Source organism: Novosphingobium sp. SG751A (assembly GCF_013149295.1).
Lineage (GTDB): Bacteria > Pseudomonadota > Alphaproteobacteria > Sphingomonadales > Sphingomonadaceae > Novosphingobium.
Genome location: NZ_JABGCB010000003.1, coordinates 210,719 through 228,690, shown reverse-complemented (window position 1 = coordinate 228,690; position 17,972 = coordinate 210,719). Strand labels below are relative to the sequence as shown.

12 protein-coding genes are annotated in these 17,972 nt (G+C 56.5%); 3 read left to right on the top strand and 9 right to left on the bottom strand.

Going from position 1 to position 17,972, the window contains the following annotated elements:
* Positions 1–195: 195 nt before the first annotated feature.
* From FHW96_RS05515 to argH, 3 genes are all read left to right on the top strand, one after another.
* The gene (locus FHW96_RS05515) at positions 196–1,431 is read left to right on the top strand and encodes an MFS transporter (protein ID WP_371815637.1); all 1,236 of its coding nucleotides are present in this window, start codon (positions 196–198) and stop codon (positions 1,429–1,431) included.
* Positions 1,432–1,670: 239 nt separating this feature from the next.
* Positions 1,671–2,297: a TonB-dependent siderophore receptor gene (locus FHW96_RS05510; protein WP_253950748.1), complete on the top strand. Its 627-nt coding sequence runs from the start codon at positions 1,671–1,673 to the stop codon at positions 2,295–2,297.
* 144 nt (positions 2,298–2,441) lie between these two features.
* Entirely contained in the window at positions 2,442–3,815 is a 1,374-nt protein-coding gene (gene argH, locus FHW96_RS05505; RefSeq protein WP_172339659.1) for an argininosuccinate lyase, read from the top strand.
* Positions 3,816–4,144: 329 nt separating this feature from the next.
* On the opposite strand, the gene FHW96_RS05500 is transcribed toward argH, so the two are convergent.
* From FHW96_RS05500 to FHW96_RS05460, 9 genes are all read right to left on the bottom strand, one after another.
* Positions 4,145–5,527, bottom strand: coding sequence for an MmgE/PrpD family protein (locus tag FHW96_RS05500; protein WP_172339529.1), 1,383 nt, complete (start codon positions 5,525–5,527; stop codon positions 4,145–4,147).
* Positions 5,524–6,984: an amidohydrolase family protein gene (locus FHW96_RS05495; protein WP_216650782.1), complete on the bottom strand. Its 1,461-nt coding sequence runs from the start codon at positions 6,982–6,984 to the stop codon at positions 5,524–5,526. The genes FHW96_RS05500 and FHW96_RS05495 overlap by 4 nt, the downstream gene beginning before the upstream one ends.
* On the bottom strand, positions 6,981–7,868 hold the full coding sequence (locus FHW96_RS05490) for a polysaccharide deacetylase (protein WP_172339528.1): 888 nt from the start codon (positions 7,866–7,868) through the stop codon (positions 6,981–6,983). The genes FHW96_RS05495 and FHW96_RS05490 overlap by 4 nt, the downstream gene beginning before the upstream one ends.
* A 209-nt stretch (positions 7,869–8,077) precedes the next feature.
* The gene (locus FHW96_RS05485) at positions 8,078–10,411 is read right to left on the bottom strand and encodes a TonB-dependent receptor (RefSeq protein ID WP_172339527.1); all 2,334 of its coding nucleotides are present in this window, start codon (positions 10,409–10,411) and stop codon (positions 8,078–8,080) included.
* Positions 10,412–10,842: 431 nt separating this feature from the next.
* On the bottom strand, positions 10,843–12,582 hold the full coding sequence (locus tag FHW96_RS05480; RefSeq protein ID WP_216650781.1) for a hydantoinase B/oxoprolinase family protein: 1,740 nt from the start codon (positions 12,580–12,582) through the stop codon (positions 10,843–10,845).
* A gap of 12 nt (positions 12,583–12,594) precedes the next feature.
* The gene (locus FHW96_RS05475) at positions 12,595–14,676 is read right to left on the bottom strand and encodes a hydantoinase/oxoprolinase family protein (protein ID WP_253950747.1); all 2,082 of its coding nucleotides are present in this window, start codon (positions 14,674–14,676) and stop codon (positions 12,595–12,597) included.
* Positions 14,677–14,919: 243 nt separating this feature from the next.
* The gene (locus FHW96_RS05470; RefSeq protein ID WP_172339525.1) at positions 14,920–16,071 is read right to left on the bottom strand and encodes an FAD-binding oxidoreductase; all 1,152 of its coding nucleotides are present in this window, start codon (positions 16,069–16,071) and stop codon (positions 14,920–14,922) included.
* Positions 16,068–17,426 (bottom strand): FAD/NAD(P)-binding oxidoreductase, encoded by a 1,359-nt coding sequence (locus tag FHW96_RS05465; protein WP_172339524.1) that lies wholly within the window; start codon positions 17,424–17,426, stop codon positions 16,068–16,070. Before FHW96_RS05465 ends, FHW96_RS05470 begins: the two co-directional genes overlap by 4 nt.
* Positions 17,423–17,698, bottom strand: a complete 276-nt coding sequence (locus FHW96_RS05460) for a (2Fe-2S)-binding protein (RefSeq protein ID WP_253950746.1) — start codon at positions 17,696–17,698, stop codon at positions 17,423–17,425. Before FHW96_RS05460 ends, FHW96_RS05465 begins: the two co-directional genes overlap by 4 nt.
* Between the last annotated feature and the right edge of the window lie 274 nt (positions 17,699–17,972).

Below are 17,972 nucleotides of genomic sequence, written 5' to 3'. Positions count from 1 at the left end.
TTGGAGTCCTCCGCCAGCTGCACCATCATAACTTTGCAGAATGAGATCAACGAAAATCGCCATTTGACGGCATAAACCGGAAATTCCACCGTGTTCTATCATTCCTTCTGGTTTGGCTCCTTCTGATTGAGAGCGCTTGGTCTCCATCATCTGGGTTCGCCGCTCCCAGAAATTTTCGCATCGGAACGACAGACGGTGAAATCTCGGCATAAAGTTCTTGCGGTTTTGGCGTTTTCCTGGATCGTATCGTATATTGATCGGATCGCAATGGCGATCGCTATTCCGTATATCGCTACCGACTTTCACCTGAGTCCCGTCGAAATGGGCGCAGTGATGAGCACTTTCTTCATAGGCATGGCGGTGGCTCAGATACCGGGAGGCCTGTTGGCAGACCGGTTCGGATCGCGAAAGGTCGCTACTTTCGCCATAACGTGGTGGTCGGCACTGACTTTCGCGACAGGCCTAGCCGTCAGCCTGCCCCAGATGCTGATGATCAGGTTCGCTTTCGGCATAGGTGAGGGCTTATTGCCGGGCTGCTCCTTCAAAACCATAGCGGCCTGGTTCCCTAGGCACGAACGGGCTGGCGCGAATGCAATCAAAATGGCCGCGATGCCATTGGGGAGTGCCCTAGGCCTGCTAATAGTTGGAACTGCCATCTCTGAATGGGGATGGCGGGCAGTTTACCACCTTCTTTTCGTACCTGGCATCATCTCAGCGATAATTTTCTGGAGGGTCGTTCGCGACAAGCCCTCAGACTCCAACCGAGTTGATCCGGCTGAAATCCTTGAGATTGAAGGCGATGACGCGAGCGAACAAGACGTAAAAGACTACAAAAACATATTTCATCTTATAACGCGCTATAATATCTGGAAGTATGTTTTAATTTATTTCGCGTTCGAGCTGGCCGAGTGGGGCTTCTCTACGTGGCTTCCAACATATCTACTCAAGTCGCGGGGCTTCTCAGCTGCCGAGCTTGGAGCCGTCGCTTCTCTGCCTCGCTTCGCTGGTATAGCAGGGATGCTTTTCGGCGGATGGATCGCCAGTCGATATTTTCAGCAAAGCAAGCGATTGCTGATCGTGGCAACGCAGCTATCGGCAGTGCTCGCCATATTTCTCACCGCCACCGCCGAATCCGGCATGGTGTTGCTTGTCGCGCAGACAATGGCCGGCTTCTGTCTCAACGCCTTCTTCTCGTCCTTCTGGGCAGAGCCCATGACTTCCATACCCAAGAGTGTGATAGGTGTAGCTGGCAGCTTCATAACTACCGCAGGGCAAGTGGCTGCGGTAATTTCTCCTGTCATATTTGGATTTCTAGTTGGAATCGGGGATGGCAGCTTCATGTTGGCATTCTCTTTCCTGCTGGTAGCGCTTCTCGTGTCATGCGCTTTGGTCTTCACGTTACCGGGCAAAAAGGCAAGGAAGGCAGCTTGAGGAAGTGTCACGTGACACTGACATCAAAGTTTCGCACAAGGCGCACGAAACTAGAAGGACATCAAGCGGACGTTGAAAATTTAATCCTCTCGTATCAGCGCGAGAGTCGATCCTAATAGATCATAACCAAAGTGAATAAATAGCGAGCAAAACGGTCTTTGATTGAAATAGACGTGTAACGGTAGCCTTGCCTTCATTCTAGCGCTCGATCTGCGCGGTGGAAAAGAAGGGGGCATACAATGACCACGAGCGCGATGTCCAAGCGACGTCCGCCGTTCATGCAGGCTGCTTCAGTAGCTGCTTTGCTCATACCGCTCATCGCGCCGACCAAAGCCATGGCACAGACTGCTTCCACGGAAACGCCAAGCAGTTCGTCCTCCGATGCTCCGACAGGCCAGGACATTGTTGTAACCGGCTCGCGTATCATACGCGACGGGTTCAAGTCGCCAACCCCTGTCTCGGTTTTGAGCGGTGAAGCGCTGAAAGCGATCGCGCCCACCAACATTGCAGATGCAATCAATCGCTTACCAGCGCTGAGCGACAGTGTGACGCCCCGGACGAGCGCAACCAGCGTGACTTCTGGCGCAATTGGCGTGAACCAATTGAATTTGCGCGGCCTCGGATCTGCAAGGACGTTGGTCCTTCTTGATGGCAAGCGGATGGTGAACGCGTTCGCAACGCGCAATTTCAGCGCTCCTGACGTCAACACGATACCGAACGCCCTGATCTCGAGGGTCGATGTCGTGACTGGAGGCGCCTCGGCGGCTTACGGCTCGGATGCACTGGCCGGCGTGGTCAACTTCGTGGTGGATCACAAGTCTACCGGCATCAGGGGCAGTGATTTTGGAACCGTCCCAGAGGTCTGATGAGCGAATTATCGGGACGGATCATCGAGCCTCACCGCGCTTACCCCGAGCGTCCAGAGGCTTCACAAGGAGCAAGTAATGACAATCGAAGCAGGGCAGATCGACGCTGTGAGCAGTGGAGTAGTTAGATCTGCCGGACAAGCTATGTGGGGCGGTCGATTCTCCACAAAGCCAGCAGATTTGATGCAAGCGATCAACGTCTCCATCGGTTTCGATCGCAGGCTGGCACATCAGGACCTGGCTGGTTCGCGAGCACATGCGGCCATGCTTGCTGCCGTCGGCGTTCTCACGTCTGCTGACGAACGCGAGATCCAACGAGGCCTTGATCAGATCGAGGCGGAAATCATTGGGGAGACGTTCCCCTTCCGGGAGGAGTTTGAGGACATTCACATGAATGTCGAGGCGCGCTTGCGCGAGTTGATTGGACCCGTGTCCGGCCGTCTCCATACTGCTCGATCCCGTAACGACCAAGTGGCACTTGATGTCCGGCTATGGGTGCGTGAAGCCTGCGAACGCAGCATCGATCAACTTCGCGCGCTCCAGAACTCGCTGCTTATTCAAGCGGAAAAGAACGCCGACGTCTTGATGCCAGGTTTCACGCACTTGCAACCAGCTCAGCCTGTGACATTCGGTCATCACCTCATGGCCTATGTCGAGATGTTCGGTCGCGACGCAGACCGCTTTGCTGATGCCCGAAGGCGGATGAATGAGTGCCCGCTTGGTGCCGCGGCGCTGGCTGGCTCACCTTTTCCTATTGATCGAGAGGCGACTGCGAAAGCACTCGGTTTCGATCGTCCAACGGCCAACTCAATGGATAGCGTCGCCGCACGCGATTTCGCATTGGAAGCCATGTCGAATGCCGCAATAAGCGCTGTCCATCTTTCGCGCCTCGCAGAGGAAATTGTGATTTGGTCTACGCCGCAATTTGGATTTGTCAGCCTTTCAGACGCATTCACGACTGGATCGTCGATCATGCCCCAAAAGCGGAACCCAGATGCAGCCGAATTGGTACGTGCAAAGGCGGGACGGTTGCTCGGAGCGCTCAGCGCCCTTCTTGTCGTCATGAAAGGTCTTCCCCTCACATACTCAAAGGATATGCAGGAGGACAAAGAGCCACTCTTTGACAGTTTCGATGGGCTTGAGCTTGCCCTATCGGCGATGACCGGCATGATCGGAGATCTTGTGGCCAATAGAGAGGCGATGCGGGCTGCTGCGGGACGCGGTTTTTCCACGGCAACCGATTTGGCCGATTGGCTGGTGCGCGTGCTGGATCTTCCATTTCGTGATGCACACCACGTCACTGGCGCTATCGTCAAGCAAGCTGAGCTGAAGGGGCAGGACCTCTGGGAGCTGCCTCTCGAAATGCTTCAGAGAATCGAACCCCGTATAACGGCGGAGATCTTCGAGGTTTTGTCGGTTGAAGCATCAGTAGACAGCCGAACGAGCTACGGCGGTACTGCGCCGATGCAGGTTCATGCGCAGATCGCTCGATGGCGATCGCAGCTCTCGGCGAGTTGACGCGACGCACGAGAAGGATTCATTTTGTAGATCGAGCCGGCGCTCATGCTGCTATGTCGCACATGGGCGCCACTTGAACGAAAGCCAGAGCGGCGCAATCCGCGGGACGGGAAGGGCAGCCTTGTTAAGCTGTCCAAGTATGAATGCGTAGTTTTTGAAGTCAGAGGTCGGGAATCGGCTCTCCGTCTTTAGTCATCCACCCAACCCGTAGCGTTACGCCGATCGTTATCAAACCAACGTTGCAAAAACTCCACCTTCGCTCTATAAAAATAAATAATCGCTAGACTGCGGTGCGCTCTCCTCCTCGCGTTGTGGAAGCGCTAGTCGGGCTAGTCTAGAATGTCGCAGGCCGGCTCTACTTTCCTTTCGAGAAGTGTCGTCAGCTGAGAAACGTCCTCAATCTGCTCGATGCTAAGGACCATCTGTCGAGTCTGGGTCACGGTTGCGTCATCCACAGCCATCCCGGCAAGCTTGTTAAACTTTTCCTCAACGGCGGCCGATGTCATGGGGCGCTGCTTTGACCCAGTGGCGAAGTGGACCTGCTTGCTGAAAGCCGTTCCATCTTGAAACGTGACATGTACGACTGGTTCGTCGGTTGCCACGAGGTTGGGGTCCACCTCGAGAATGACGCGATCGATGATCGCTTGAACCCGAGGAGAAGTACGCCGATCCTTTGCGTAGGAGCCTAACCCCGCCTCGCCGAATGCACATACCATTGCGAGGGCACCGGGAAGGCTCATCTGCGCCGCCGATAGAAGTTTCACGTCGCGACCGCCACACATGTCCATAAGCATGGCCGGCATCTCAACTTTGATCGTCCGGATCGCCGTCGAAGACCTCTGAGACTCTTCCAAGATGTCCAGTAGTGCATCTACGGCCGAATGGACGCCGCGGCACGAGGCATATGGTTTTAGCGAAGCGCGCTCGATCATCCACTCGTGGCCAAGACCATCTGTAAGGCGGAACAGGTCCCCCTTTGCGTGATTGAACGCTCTGAAAAAGCCACCCCAGACATCTTCGAATACTAGGCGTGGACCTAACATTCCGCATTTAGCCAGGCGTGCGGCCAAAAGACCGCCTTCTGCCGCTCTGCCGGCGTGCAGCTTCTTCGCCGCGCTTCCGTCATGGATGAAAGCCCAGAGGCCGGATGCAAAGCTGGTCGCAAGCGAGAGGGCATCCTCACAATGACCGGCCGGCAACCTCCATAGTCGGGCGACGGCTGCTGCAGACGCTAAAACGCCACAGGTTCCCGTCGAATGCCAGCCATAACCGTTATGCGCTTCATAGCCGCCAGCGGCGTCGAGCACTCGCCTGCCAACTTCATAGCCGACGACGAGGGCAGAAAGCAGGTCGCGACCCGATGCGGTTCCTGAAGCGAGTGCTGCCATGAGCGCCGGGACCACCACAGCACCACTATGGTCGCAACCGCCCGTATCATCGAGCTCGTATGCATGTGCCGCAACACCGTTACAGAAGGCTGCATCGCGCGGCGCAACTCGGCGTCCCGTGGCCCAGATTGCCGCGTTCCCGCCAGCGGTGTCATCGATCGCACTGGTAGCAAGGGCAAAGGCGGGGGAACGCGTGCCTGCGAGAGCAGCGCCTAGTGTATCGAGTAGATGAATCTTCGCTTTCATGATCACATTCGGTGGAATGTCATCGTAAGGGAAATCAGCCGTGAATGCGGCGATATCGCGCAAAGGATTTGTGGTCATCTCGTGAAGGCCCGGCGCGCTTCGGGAAGATCCCAAATCCGCTCAACAGCCTTTGAGCCAGTTGCGATGATTTCATTCTCATCAGAAAGACAATAATGTCCGCGGCTCACTAGAATCCGCCCATCGACCACGAACATGTCTATGTTCGCCCGATTGGCTAGCCAAACCAGCGCCCTGCGCGGATCACCAATAGGCTGCAGATGCGGGTGCGACAAATCGACGGCGGTCAAATCGGCTTTGCTGCCTGGCGCGAGCCTGCCGAGATCACTACGATCAATCGCATTAGTAGCTACTACAGTCACAGCGTCGATAAGTTCTGGAGCGCTAGCGACCTCGGCCGAACCACATAGTATTTTCGAGATCATACCGGCGGCCTGGAGCTCGCCGAGAGCGTCCATATTATAGCCATCCGTGGCGACGACCGTTTGGACGCCGCGAGCCACAAACCTACCGAAAGGCGCAGCTTCGCCAGCTCGAGCGAAAACTCGCGGGCAATTCGCGACTGTTGTGCCTCTGGCCGCCATTAAGGCTAGGTCCGCATCTGAGGACGCGACGCAATGCGCAGCAATCAAACGGCTGTTCAACACCCCAAGCCAATCCAGATATTCAGCAGGTGATCGGCCTGCATATCTCTCACTAATGATTTTTATCACTTCTCTGCTCTGCGCGAGATGCATCGTCATCGGGATATCGAGCTCTTGAGCTCGTAGCGAAGGTCCGCGTAGCAAGTCCGGATCACACGTGTCAGGCGCATGCGGGCTCATCCCCAGCCGTATTCGGCGATCGTCTTCACCATCCCATGCGGCACGAAGGCTTTCCCAGCTTAGAAGCGCTGCGACATTATCAGATCCGCTGCCGGCGTCGGCTCCGTAGCGAACCATGTCATCTTCACCTACCTGAGCGTCGGCAGTAGAGAACAGATACGGGGCGCCGTAAAAGCGAATGCCCATTTCGTAGGCAGCGTCGAACATTTCTCCAAATCCGGCCCGGAACGACTCCATGACCGTCGTGGGGCCGCCTTTTAAAAGCTGCAAGATTCCCAAGCGGGCGATGGACAAACGCTCCTCCCGCGAAAGCAGATCGATGCTCCGTTTCGATAGTGGCAGAAGCACCGTGTAGAGGATACTTTCCTCTCCCTTCCGGCTTGCGCCATCCTCCGTCCAGGTCCGGGCTATCGCTTCCGTAAAGCCGTGGTTGCGCAAGTTGAGAAAGCCAGGGAGAATGAAGCGGCCGGGACGATCTTCGAGAATGTCCGCACCATGCGGCGGATAGCTCGAAATTGTGGCGATCGTATCGCCCTCGATCACGACCCACTGATCGCGAACTACCTTTTGGCCTTCAGCTCCATGCGTGAGGACATAGCTTCCGAAAATGCCAATCCGCTGATCGTTTTTTGAGGGCGGCATCGCGGCGCCAGGATTCCCTCGCGCGATGTCGCCCCGGGACACGGCAATCACGCGCCGGTCAGCCGCTCATGTTCTCGAAAGCGATCGGCAATGGCTTCGCCGGTGGTTATCCAGACGTCTTTGTAGGCCATCGCTTGTTGAAGGAACGTGCGCAAAAGCCTGAAGCGGTTTGGCCGCCCACTGCATTGCGGGTGCAAAACCGTAGTCAGCATCGCACCCCAATCACGAACCTCGTCAAGCTCGTCCATCCACATAGGAAGGACATCGCGTGTGCTCATAATCTGCCGAGAGCTCGTACGTGTCTGGAGGCCTAGTGACCAATCATCGAATCCAGCCGAAACAGGTAATTCAATAGTTCCAGCACGACCATCGGCCAATCGATGCCGGTAGGGGCGAACGTCATCGCGGAAGGAACTCGTATAAAGAAAATTGCACTCTTGAAGGAGAGCGAGCAACTCAGCGGTAAATTCCCCCGAGGGAGCTCGATAGCCTTTAGGCCGAACTCCGAGCACACGCTGAAGCGCCTCAAGCCCGCGCTCGACTTCCTCGACGAGCAGCGAATTATCAGGATGGGGCATCAGGTGATGGTAGCCGTGGTGGCCAATTTCATGACCATCCTTTGCGATGGCCTCACACATCATTGGGTGGGCTTCAACCGTCCACCCTGGGATGAAGAAGGTGGCTTTCAACTCCAGATCAGCGAGCAGCTCCAGTAGCTTTCGCGTCCCGATACGCGCTTCGTAGCCGCCATAGCTCATTGAAATGAGAAGTTTGGCAGTATCCGCGTCGTCTCCCGTCCAGGCGCTCTCCGCGTCGACGTCGAACGACAAAAACATCGCGGCCCGAAAGGGGGGCGGCCAGGGAAAATCGGGCGCCAGATCTGCCGCGTTGGCTGGCTTCAGGGGCACTCCGGCAAGCGCATCTGCGTTATACATTTCTTTCTTCCCACCCATTGCTAGGCGCCACGGCCGAAATAGGGCCAAGCGATGCTCAGCTCCTTGCTAGGCAGCCAAAAGTACGACATCAAAGTCCTATCGGGTTGATCATATTCACCGAAGCTATGATCATCTCTTCAACACAAAAGGAAGGGCCGCCCCGCAACGCTGGACGGCCCCGAATATTACTAAAGCATTTCGCTTTGCGATCAGAAAGCAGATGAGATCGTCAGCGAAATGGATCGCGGCGATGAAAGCGTATAGACGGGCGTGGAAGCAGGAACCAAGGTGCCATTCAACCCCCGCGTGGCAACCGCATTGGGCTGCGTCGTCGATATTACGCCAAGATAAGGCTTATTCTCGAGATTGGTGATGTTGAGCTTAATACTCGCATCTTGACCCAAAAAGCGAGGTAACCGGTAGCCAAATCCCAGATCAATCAAATGATAAGCAGGCATTTGCTGATCATTCATAAGCGTAGAATATTGGGGCCCGGTGTACCGGAACAAGAAATTGGCGAAGAGAGGCCCATGGGCATAATTGACTCCGGCAACCGCTGTCCACTTCGGAGTGCCTGGCGATGTTTTTCCTTTTGTCGGAAGATAGTCGACCCCCGTGAAAAAGTCACTTTCGGTAGTCGCTTCAAGATACTGAGCGTTGAAATAAGGCGCGAAGCCGTGAATCGGTGAGAGGCCCAGCTCGACAGTGGCGCCCTTCACTCTTTGCGTACCAATTGGCACGGTCGCCGATACATTCGCGCCATTCAACGTCGTACTTGCGGATAACTGACGATTTTTTATGAGTTTATTGAAGATCGCCGCATCGAGCGTAAAAGTACTATCGTGGTACCGGAAGCCGAGTTCCTGACCGAGTGAATGTTCCATCCCAATGTCGGGACGGGCGGCCTGAGCGACCCTTCCGGTAGAGATGTTATATGTCACAGGATAGGCGTTGATCGTGCTTGGCGGCCGCGCACTCGAAATGATATTTCCGTACACCTGCAATTTAGAGTTCATGTCGAATGCAAATGTCGCGCGCGGAAGGAAGCGATGGACCGTGCCGGAGAAGTCCGTCTGGACACCGGGAAGCAGATTGATCCCACTCAGCGATTTGTGGAAATACCGAGCGCCCACCTCAACTGTAAGGCGTTCGTCAAAGAACTTTTGTTGATCGCCAATCGAGATCGTGTCGATGTTCGTATGCATGCGATAGCTTAAGCCAGCGATAACGGTCCCATCGACTGCGCGCAGCGGGTTTTCTGCCCACACATCGGGAGAATTCCCGTTTTGATCGATCGGCGTTACGTTGTTGATAGCATCGATGTGCCAGTAATCATGCCAATATCCGACTAGAAGTTCATTACTGTCGGAGACCTTGTATTTTGCATACGCATTTACGCCGAGCGCGTAGTGCTTCTGATAGCTGTTTGACATAGCCGGAATCTGACCGTTTATCAGATAGAGACCGACGGTGTTCACCGTCGCCTTACTGTTTCCGGTAAATACACTGTTCGGATTGACAGACGTCTGGCCCGGACTATTTGTCCTGGTCCAATGGTAGTAGGGGACTACCGTCAATGTTAGACGATCGCTGAGATTGACTTCGTTTTTGAAGGAGAGAATGATATTTTGCCGCTGATAGTAGTTCAGCTTGTAGTAGTTTGTGGTAACGCCAGGGACGAACGTCGGAGCATAATTCCCGATCGTGAAATCGTCTGCAGCTTTGGCTTGATTGAATGTCGCCAAAGAGATCGTATTGGATCGCAAACTCGACCAATCGGTGTAGGATGCGAAAAGAGTACTCGTCCCCGACGCCCCCCAATCCTTGACAGCCTTGAAATCTACGTGAGTGCGATCGCCCGTACCGGGCAGATTGAATGTGCCAGCTTTGGTGTATGATCCGGATGCGAAAGCCTTCAAGCCAAGCCCAGCGATGTCGCCCGTGTCGATGCGGCCGAAATAGCGGTTTGCCCGATACGACCCGTGGCTGTATTCGAGGAAGCCGCCAAGGTTTTCGGCCGGAGTACGCGCCGTCAGGATCACTTCGCCGGCGACTGCCGTCTGTACCGGATCAACGATACGCGAGGAACCGGGAAGGACCGTAATACCTGCCAGGTTTTCCGGGTCCACGAAGGTTTCGGAATATGGCTGGAAGAAGGCTTGATCGATCGTCGGCGCATCTTCAACGATCCATCCAATCGCGCTGCCCGGCAGACCGCGGATGTAGATAAAGCTCCGCTGTGCCATCGCGTAAGGATCGGACTGACCAGTCGAGACGCCAGGCAACGTAGCTATGATCTGAAGTGGTCCGGCGATAGTCGCACGCTCGCTGATGGCTTTGGCGCTGACGCTGCTGGTGGTCTCTGGCTGGCGTTGCAAGATCATGTTGCCGCCGCCGATTTGTTGCCTTGCCGTCACGACGATGTCGCGAAGAATATCTTCAGGAGACACCGCTTGGTTGGCTGAACTGCCAGCTTGATTACTCGCGCTGGCTGGCGCTGGAGCCTGATCTGCTTGCTGCGCATGCGCGGCCTGGAATGCCATGAGCGAGCTGCAACAAATCAATGCGGTCCGCAACGCGACTTTGTGTGTTGGACCAATTATGAATCTATTCCCCCTGACCTTCATCGTCGATACTCCCGTCTCTCACTGATGCAATTTTGCTTTCGAGACGAAAGTGTGACGGTCTTATCATTCCTGTCTAATTCAAGTTTCACTCCTTTTCATGCGCCCAGGTTATATTATCAACCGTTGCAGTACGAACACGCCGGATCGACGACGCTTTGGTGGTCGCATAGAAAGCCGAAGTGTGAAGCCCTCCGATGAGCCATTACGCTCGACTGTTTAGATAGTTGAAATGTGGTGGAAAAGCTGGCTTTGATGCTCGACCGAGAATGCCGTGGCATTTCTGCCACGGTCTCCAGAAATCGGATGGCCACTCTTCCTGCTCACCGGTTGAGCTCGTCATGGAGACATCAAGCGATCAGCAGAAGAGCCTGCTGTACTCGATCAATGCCATAGTCGCGTTCGGCTGCTTCCCGGGACACCAATTCATCCCGGAGGTCCATGGCGATTTGTTCAAGCTGTCGTTCACTGCAAAGACCGTATCCACCCCCGCCAGGCGTCGCAATGCGAAAAGTTTCGCCCGCTTTCAGTTCCAACCGCGTGATCTTGGTAGGAAGCGCTGTTTCATCTGATCGGCCGGCATTTTGCGTGACGTTGCTCAAGCCGCCGGTGAGGCCTCCATCAATGCCTTCGGCTCCATGAATGTAAGAATCAAACCTCGCCTTAGCGATCGTGCCGTCATGCAATGCGCGAATCTGCCGGACGATTCCGAGACCACCACGTTGACGCCCGGCGCCACCGGAGTCGATTGCGAGACCGTACTCATCACATAGCAGCGGAAAATCGTGCTCCATCATCTCGGTTGGCAAGTTGAGGCTGTTAGTGACGTGGACGTGAACGGCGTCCATCCCGTCACTGTCGTATCGCGCACCCGAGCCACCGCCCACAGTTTCGCCAACCATGTAAAATTCCCCGGTGGTCGGCCTCTGTCCTGAAAGGCCGAACGCCGGAAGGAGATCATTGCTAGAGGCGATGCGCCGGTCGGGCGGCAGAATTTCCCGAAAAGCTCCAAAGATTGCTCCGGCAATCTTTTGGCAAGTTGTGCTTCGCGATCCGCAAGCAGCTGGAAAACGCGGGTTCACAATCGTACCTTCCGGCGCGGAGATCGTGACTCCGTTGAACATCCCGCTGTTCGGCATGAGTTCAGGATCAAGAAGCGCCTTCACGCAGTAATACACCGTCGCTCGCAGCGCACTGAGTGGCACATTGAACGCGCCGCCAGCTTGAGGTCCACTGCCAGCTAGGTCGATGTGAAGGCCGTTGTCATTGAGAGATACTGTTGCGACAATCGGCACTGGGGCGCTGCCGTTTCCATCATCATCCAGCCACGTCGTGAAACTGTACTGGCCAGCCGGCAGGGCTGCAATCCGCCGACGCAAACGTTCGGTCGTATAGGAAAAAATATGTTCGATGGCGGCTTGAGCGCGCGCGACGCCCATCCGCTGGAAGAGGCGCCGCGTTTCCTCGGCACCGCGAACGTTAACCGCGATCTGAACGCGAAGATCAAGCCTTCGCTCTTCCGTCAGGCGCGAGTTCTGAGCGATGAGATTGAGGAGATCCTCATCAATGTTGCCGGCTCTGGCGATCCGGATAATCGGAATTCGCAGCCCTTCTTCGAAAATCGAGCGAGCCGCGGCCGAGATGGAGCCGGGCACCGGCCCCCCGAGATCGGAATGGTGGCCGATATTGGCAGCAAAAGCTACGATCTCTCCTTCGATGAAAATTGGGGAAATGATGGACACATCGGGTATGTGCGTTCCTCCGGCGAGGTAAGGATCGTTGCAGATGAACGCATCACCGTCCGCGAGTTCCGACAGATCGTAGCGGTCGAGGAGGGCTTCCATTCCACCAAGGAGCGAACCCAGATGGATAGGAATGTGAGAACCTTGAGCAATGAGCTTGCCCTCAGCATCGAAAATCCCGACCGAGAAGTCACGGCGTTCCTTGATTTGCGTTGAATAGGATGAGCGCATCATATTGAGCGCCATGTTCTCCGTGATCGACAGCATACGATTATTGAAAATTTCCATCGCGATCGGATCAAACCCGGGCGCCGCCTGGCCTCCAGGCTTCTGCGCTGCATTTGTCATGGCCGTCCCCATTCAATCTGTGATCACGATGTTGCCGAAGGCGTCCACGGTGACGTTCTGCCCCCCAAGAACGACTGTCGTTGAACTCATTTCGTCAATAATTGCCGGCCCCGCGAACGTCTCTCCGACTGGCAAAGCGGATCGGCGATAAATTGGCGTGGACTTCCATCCCTCGTCCGGGCCGAAGTAGACATCCCGCTGGTCCGTCTTGGCCTTAGCCAAGGTCGAACCGCCCCGGTATGTGGGTGTCGCTGCCTTAGGGACCTGGCCCACAGCACGCATCCGACAACTGACGATGTAAACAGGTCGTCCAGGTGTCTCATAACCATATGTTGCCGTATGCGCTTCCGCGAAACGACGAATGAAATCGTCGAAACCGTTCGCGTCAACATCATCGATTGAAACTCGGAGCTCGTGGCTCTGTCCATCATAATGAGCATCGATCGCGAGTTCGAAGCGCCGCGACGCTGGGCTCACATTCTCCGACGCCAGCCAACTGTCCCCCTCAGCAATCATTTCGCGCAACGCCGAGCAAACGGCGAGCCAATTCTCGCGCGTTGCAAGCGATAACTGCATTCGGACGAAATCGAGGCTGATGTCGGACAGGAGCACGCCGCGCGCGCACATTGTCCCGGGCTCCTGGGGAACGATTATCCGCTTCGCGCCTGATTCCCGAGCCACCTCTGCGGCGTGGAGCGGGCCAGCACCTCCGAACGCGAATAGCGCTAGATCTGCCACGTCATGGCCCTGTTCAGTCGTAACGGCGCGAATGGCGCGGCTCATATTCGCTGCTGCGACTTGAATGATCCCGTAGGCCGCCTCCTCGACCGATATCTGGAGGGGCTCAGCGATCTGTTGCGCGATGGCAGCGATGGCCGCTTCGCGGCTGACTGGCATCCGTCCATCAAGCAGGGCTATGGGGTTTAATCGATTGAGACAGATATTGGCATCCGTGAGTGTCGGAAATTCGCCACCACGCTGATAGGCCACGGGACCGGGCAGAGCTCCGGCACTACGCGGTCCAACCTTGAGGGCGCCGGCGTCATCTATTACTGCAATGCTTCCGCCGCCGGCACCAATGACATGGATGTCAACCATCGGCAATTTCACCGGGTGCCCCGCGACTTCACGGCTAGACGTGAGCTTCGGCTTACCGCCCACGACGAGTGAGACGTCAGTGCTGGTCCCGCCGACATCGAACGTCACGAGGTTTGGAGCGCCAGCAGCAGCGCCAACTACCGCAGCTCCCATAACCCCGGCGGCTGGACCCGACAAACAGGTTGTAACCGGTAGTCGCTTGGCCGTGTCGATCGAGAGGAGCCCAGCGTTGGAATGGATGATCATGGGAGCGACAGTAATTCCCATCTCAGCGATCTTCGATCTCAGTCGATCGAAATAAGCCGCCATCTTAGGTCCCACATAAGCGTTAAGTACCGTTGTGGAGGTACGCTCATACTCGCGGATCTCAGGTAGGACCTTCGAGGAGAGGCTTACATAGATACCTGGCCGTTTCCGCGTGATGATGTCTGCCACGGCCTGTTCGTGATCAGGGTTTTGGTAGGAGTGCAGAAACGACACAGCGATTGTCTCGGCACCGTCTGCGACCAGCTCTTCAACGACTTTCTCAACCTCGGCTTCATCGATCGCCGCTATCTCTTCGCCCGTGGCATTGAGCCGCTCGTCGACTTCTCGGCGCCTGAAGCGATCGACCAGAGGCTCGGGCTTGCGGACGGCGGTGTCATACAGCGCGGGTCGCGTCTGGCGGCCGATGGCCAGCACGTCCCTAAACCCTTTGGTGGTGATCAGGCCAGTGACTGCTCCGAGACGCTCGATGATCATATTGGTCGCGACGGTGGTCCCATGGCCGACATACTCGACGTCACTAGGCGCGATCCCAAACTTTTTGAGAATTTGGTCGATGCCATCGACAATTGCTTCCGAAGGATCGGCCGGAGTCGATGATATCTTAAAGAAAAGGTCTTCGCCGGTCCGCGTGTCGGAAATCGTAAAATCCGTGAAAGTGCCTCCAACGTCGACGCCAATTCGATACATTACTTGGTATTCCTCTTGGATTGCCTGGGAGTAGTTCGTCATCAAGCTGGCATAAACGTCTTTTTAGGACGGTGAAATCCATTCGCTAAGCCTAGGCTTCACACGCCTCAGAAGGACGGTAAAATAACTTAGTTGATTACTCCCGTTCTCACCAGCATGATGCTTAAGTACAACCTATTAAGTCAAAGGCCTAAAATGGGGCACAATATTCCGATTGGTTATAATTGTGCGTTTTAATGGGGAGAGCGTATACCATACCGAAGCAGCGTTCCGCGCTACAAATGGTCAAATGCGAGCCGCAGTACGGCGTGGGCCAGCCGACCCATCCATCAATCGCGCTGGGGCAAGGCCATCGATATCAATAGAGCTGCGCCCATCCAAGAGCAGCTCAGCGGCCACCACACCAAGGGATGGTACCAACTGAAAGCCGTGGCCGGCAAAGCCGAAAAGGTGCATGAGACTCGGCGATCGAGGCGACAGGCCAGCGATCGCCACGCCGTCCGGCGAGTTTGATTCGAGCCCGGCCCAGCTCCGCACGATCCGCAACCGGCCCGCCGTAGGGAAGATAGCGACAGCCGCCGCTGCCGATTTCGCCAGCCCGAGGACATCAACGTGGGCGGTCTCATTGGAAACGTCGGCCCATCCTTGCTGCCCGCCGCCGATGAGCACCGTCCCTTGCGCCGTTTGCTTGAATGATAAAGTCCGACCAGTCGCGATTACAGTGGGCCGCAGAAACGGCGCAGTCCGCTCCGTGACGATCATCATGGATGCTTTTGGCGGCGCAAGCGGGATCTGGTCGCCAGCCAGTTCTGCGATTTCTCCTGCCCAGGCACCGGCGGCATTGACCAACAGCGGGGCTTCATAATGAGTTCCGCCATCACCCGCCCGCCACACGTTCTCGATGCGTTCGAGCGTGCGTACACCGACCCCCTCATGTATGCGGACGCCCGCCGCTAGTGCCGAACGATGAAAGGCGGCGAGGGTACGATGCGGATCGGCGGCGCCATCGTCACGCACGATCCTCGCGCCAAGACAATGGTGCGCAATTGCAGGTGCCAGCGCTCGAAGCGTAACCGCGTCTATCATTTCTTCATGCACGAGGCCATCTTCGCGAAGCGCGGCGACGAGTGACGCTTGCTGGCGCCACTGATCCTCCGTCTCAACAACTTTGACCTGACCGTTGGCTTCAAACCCACAATCGTCGCCGACCAGATCGGCGATATGATGCCACATATGCATTGCGACGAGTGATGCCGGAAGCTCTGCCCTTGCGCGTCCTAGCGTCCGAACGCCGGCAGCAGACGCCCCGGACGAGTGTCGTCCGATGTGCCGCCGCTCTAGCAAAACGACGCTCAGTCCACGTCGAGCGAGCTGCAATGCAGCCGATAACCCGTGCAAGCCACCACCGACCACTAAGACATCTGATGTTACTGTCATGGCGTCGTCTCGAGGAGCGTTGCGAGCTCCTGTAGCGTCAGGGGCTTGAGCGGCGGCCGTATTCGCATAGGTCGGACGGCTTCGAGCGGCTGACCATGTACCTCGGCGACCAGCCTTGCGAGCGAGAGCCCGCATTGTCGACCCTGGCACGGCCCCATCCCCGCCCTCGTTGCGATTTTCACTGCATCCGTGCCGAGTTGGGCGCGCCCCGCCAAAGCTGCTCGTACCGTGCCGGCCAACACTTCTTCGCAACGGCAGACCAGCGCTTCGTCGGGGAGTGTCATCTCCACGGTAGGATAAAGTGTGTCGACGAAGCGCCTGAAGCGCATGGCCGCCACCAGACCCGCCTGCAGTGGTCGCGCTGACGTCGTGGCTTCCCGTTCGCTCAACCGACCTGAAGCGCGCGCGATGCCGATAGCCGCAAGCCGCCCCGACATCATCGCGGCGCGCCCCCCGGCTATGCTAGCCCCATCACCGGCGACAAAGACGGAGGCTATGGTGCTTTGACAAAACTGATCGACTATCGGCTCGAAGCAGCGCTGCGTGGGATTCCATCGATGACCACAGCCGGCGGCCATCGTGTTGTGCGTGCTGGGTACGACGCCATCGTGAACAAGGAGCAACTCAGCTGCGATCTGGCCGGTCGCCCCGCTTCGCGTTTGGAAGTGGACGTCTGACAGTCGGCCTTCACCTCTTGCGACGATGGATGCTACATTTCGGACAATGTGAGAGGGCCGCATTTCTGCAAGCCACCGGGCACCTTGCAGGAGGTCACGCCAGCCATAGGGAAGCGCGCCGGGAAGATGACGCGCGGCCGCTGCCACGCATCCCGGGCGGCTCGTATCTAAGACGCCAGCGACCTTGCCGCCTGCCTTTTTCAGTTGGTGGGCGTACAGCAGAAGCAAAGGGCCTGATCCCGCCAGCCACACCGGTTTGTCCGGTATTTGCCTTGCGGTCTTCAACAGAATCTGGGCCGCGCCAATTGTCATCACACCTGGGAGCTGCCAGCCGGTGAAGGGCATTGGCCTCTCTTGCGCGCCGGTCGCTAGGACAATGAAGTCGGCATCGATTAGGTTGGCGTGCCCATCGCACGTCACAAAAGCCTTTGTACCTTGTATCTGCCACGCTTCGGTTTTGCAAAGATATGTGCCGCCAGTCCGGCGGAAGTGCGCAACGAGATCCGCTCCGGAGCGCTCTTCATGTGTCTTGATTTCCCGAGTCTCGATTCCGGCAAATATTCTACCGCCCGGCAGCGACTGATCGTCGACGACCGTGACAGCGAAGCCGAGATTCGATAGTTCAATAGCGGCCGACATTCCCGCTGGGCCCGCTCCGACCACCAATATCGCGGTCATTGGCCATACTCCGTGAGCGGATCAGGGCGCCGCACCTGACGCTGAATATTCATTCCTTCGCGTGCCTGAGCCATGCAGCCGCGCGAGGATGCCATACCGTCGATCTCGACCAGGCACTCGAAGCACACGCCCATCATGCAATAGGGAGCCCTTGGCGCACCGCTGAGCGGGGTCATTCTGCTTGTATAGGGTTCCACGCGGAGAAGAACCGCGGCGAGAGGCTCATTTTCTTCGGCAGCAATAGGCTGATCGTCGATCCAAACGGTGATCAACTTACCGCCAGTCTCATCCGGACCAACTTTATGAAACATCATCCTGCCTTGAGCGATTTCTTTGCGCGAGCTTGTCGGCTTGTCAGGCCACCGTCAAAGTCCGGTATCTGCAGTGATCATTCAAAAAGGTTATGTTCTATCCTCAGGCGCCTCTGGTGCTCATATTCAAACCGCCCGCACCGCCCAAAGTGCTGGGAACTCACTAAGGCACCTCTCGGGTTACAGCGATCTGATCATCGATGACCGGGGGCCGACGAGCCTTACGTTGCTATAA

Excerpts from the sequence above, each read along its gene's own strand:
- FHW96_RS05475 (WP_253950747.1), bottom strand. The coding sequence starts at position 14,676 with ATGACGAACTACTCCCAGGCAATCCAAGAGGAATACCAAGTAATGTAT.
- FHW96_RS05485 (WP_172339527.1), bottom strand. The coding sequence starts at position 10,411 with ATGGCATTCCAGGCCGCGCATGCGCAGCAAGCAGATCAGGCTCCAGCG.
- FHW96_RS05510 (WP_253950748.1), top strand. The coding sequence starts at position 1,671 with ATGACCACGAGCGCGATGTCCAAGCGACGTCCGCCGTTCATGCAGGCT.
- FHW96_RS05490 (WP_172339528.1), bottom strand. The coding sequence starts at position 7,868 with ATGTATAACGCAGATGCGCTTGCCGGAGTGCCCCTGAAGCCAGCCAAC.
- argH (WP_172339659.1), top strand. The coding sequence starts at position 2,442 with ATGTGGGGCGGTCGATTCTCCACAAAGCCAGCAGATTTGATGCAAGCG.
- FHW96_RS05480 (WP_216650781.1), bottom strand. The coding sequence starts at position 12,582 with ATGACAAATGCAGCGCAGAAGCCTGGAGGCCAGGCGGCGCCCGGGTTT.
- FHW96_RS05465 (WP_172339524.1), bottom strand. The coding sequence starts at position 17,426 with ATGACCGCGATATTGGTGGTCGGAGCGGGCCCAGCGGGAATGTCGGCC.
- FHW96_RS05470 (WP_172339525.1), bottom strand. The coding sequence starts at position 16,071 with ATGACAGTAACATCAGATGTCTTAGTGGTCGGTGGTGGCTTGCACGGG.
- FHW96_RS05500 (WP_172339529.1), bottom strand. The coding sequence starts at position 5,527 with ATGACCACAAATCCTTTGCGCGATATCGCCGCATTCACGGCTGATTTC.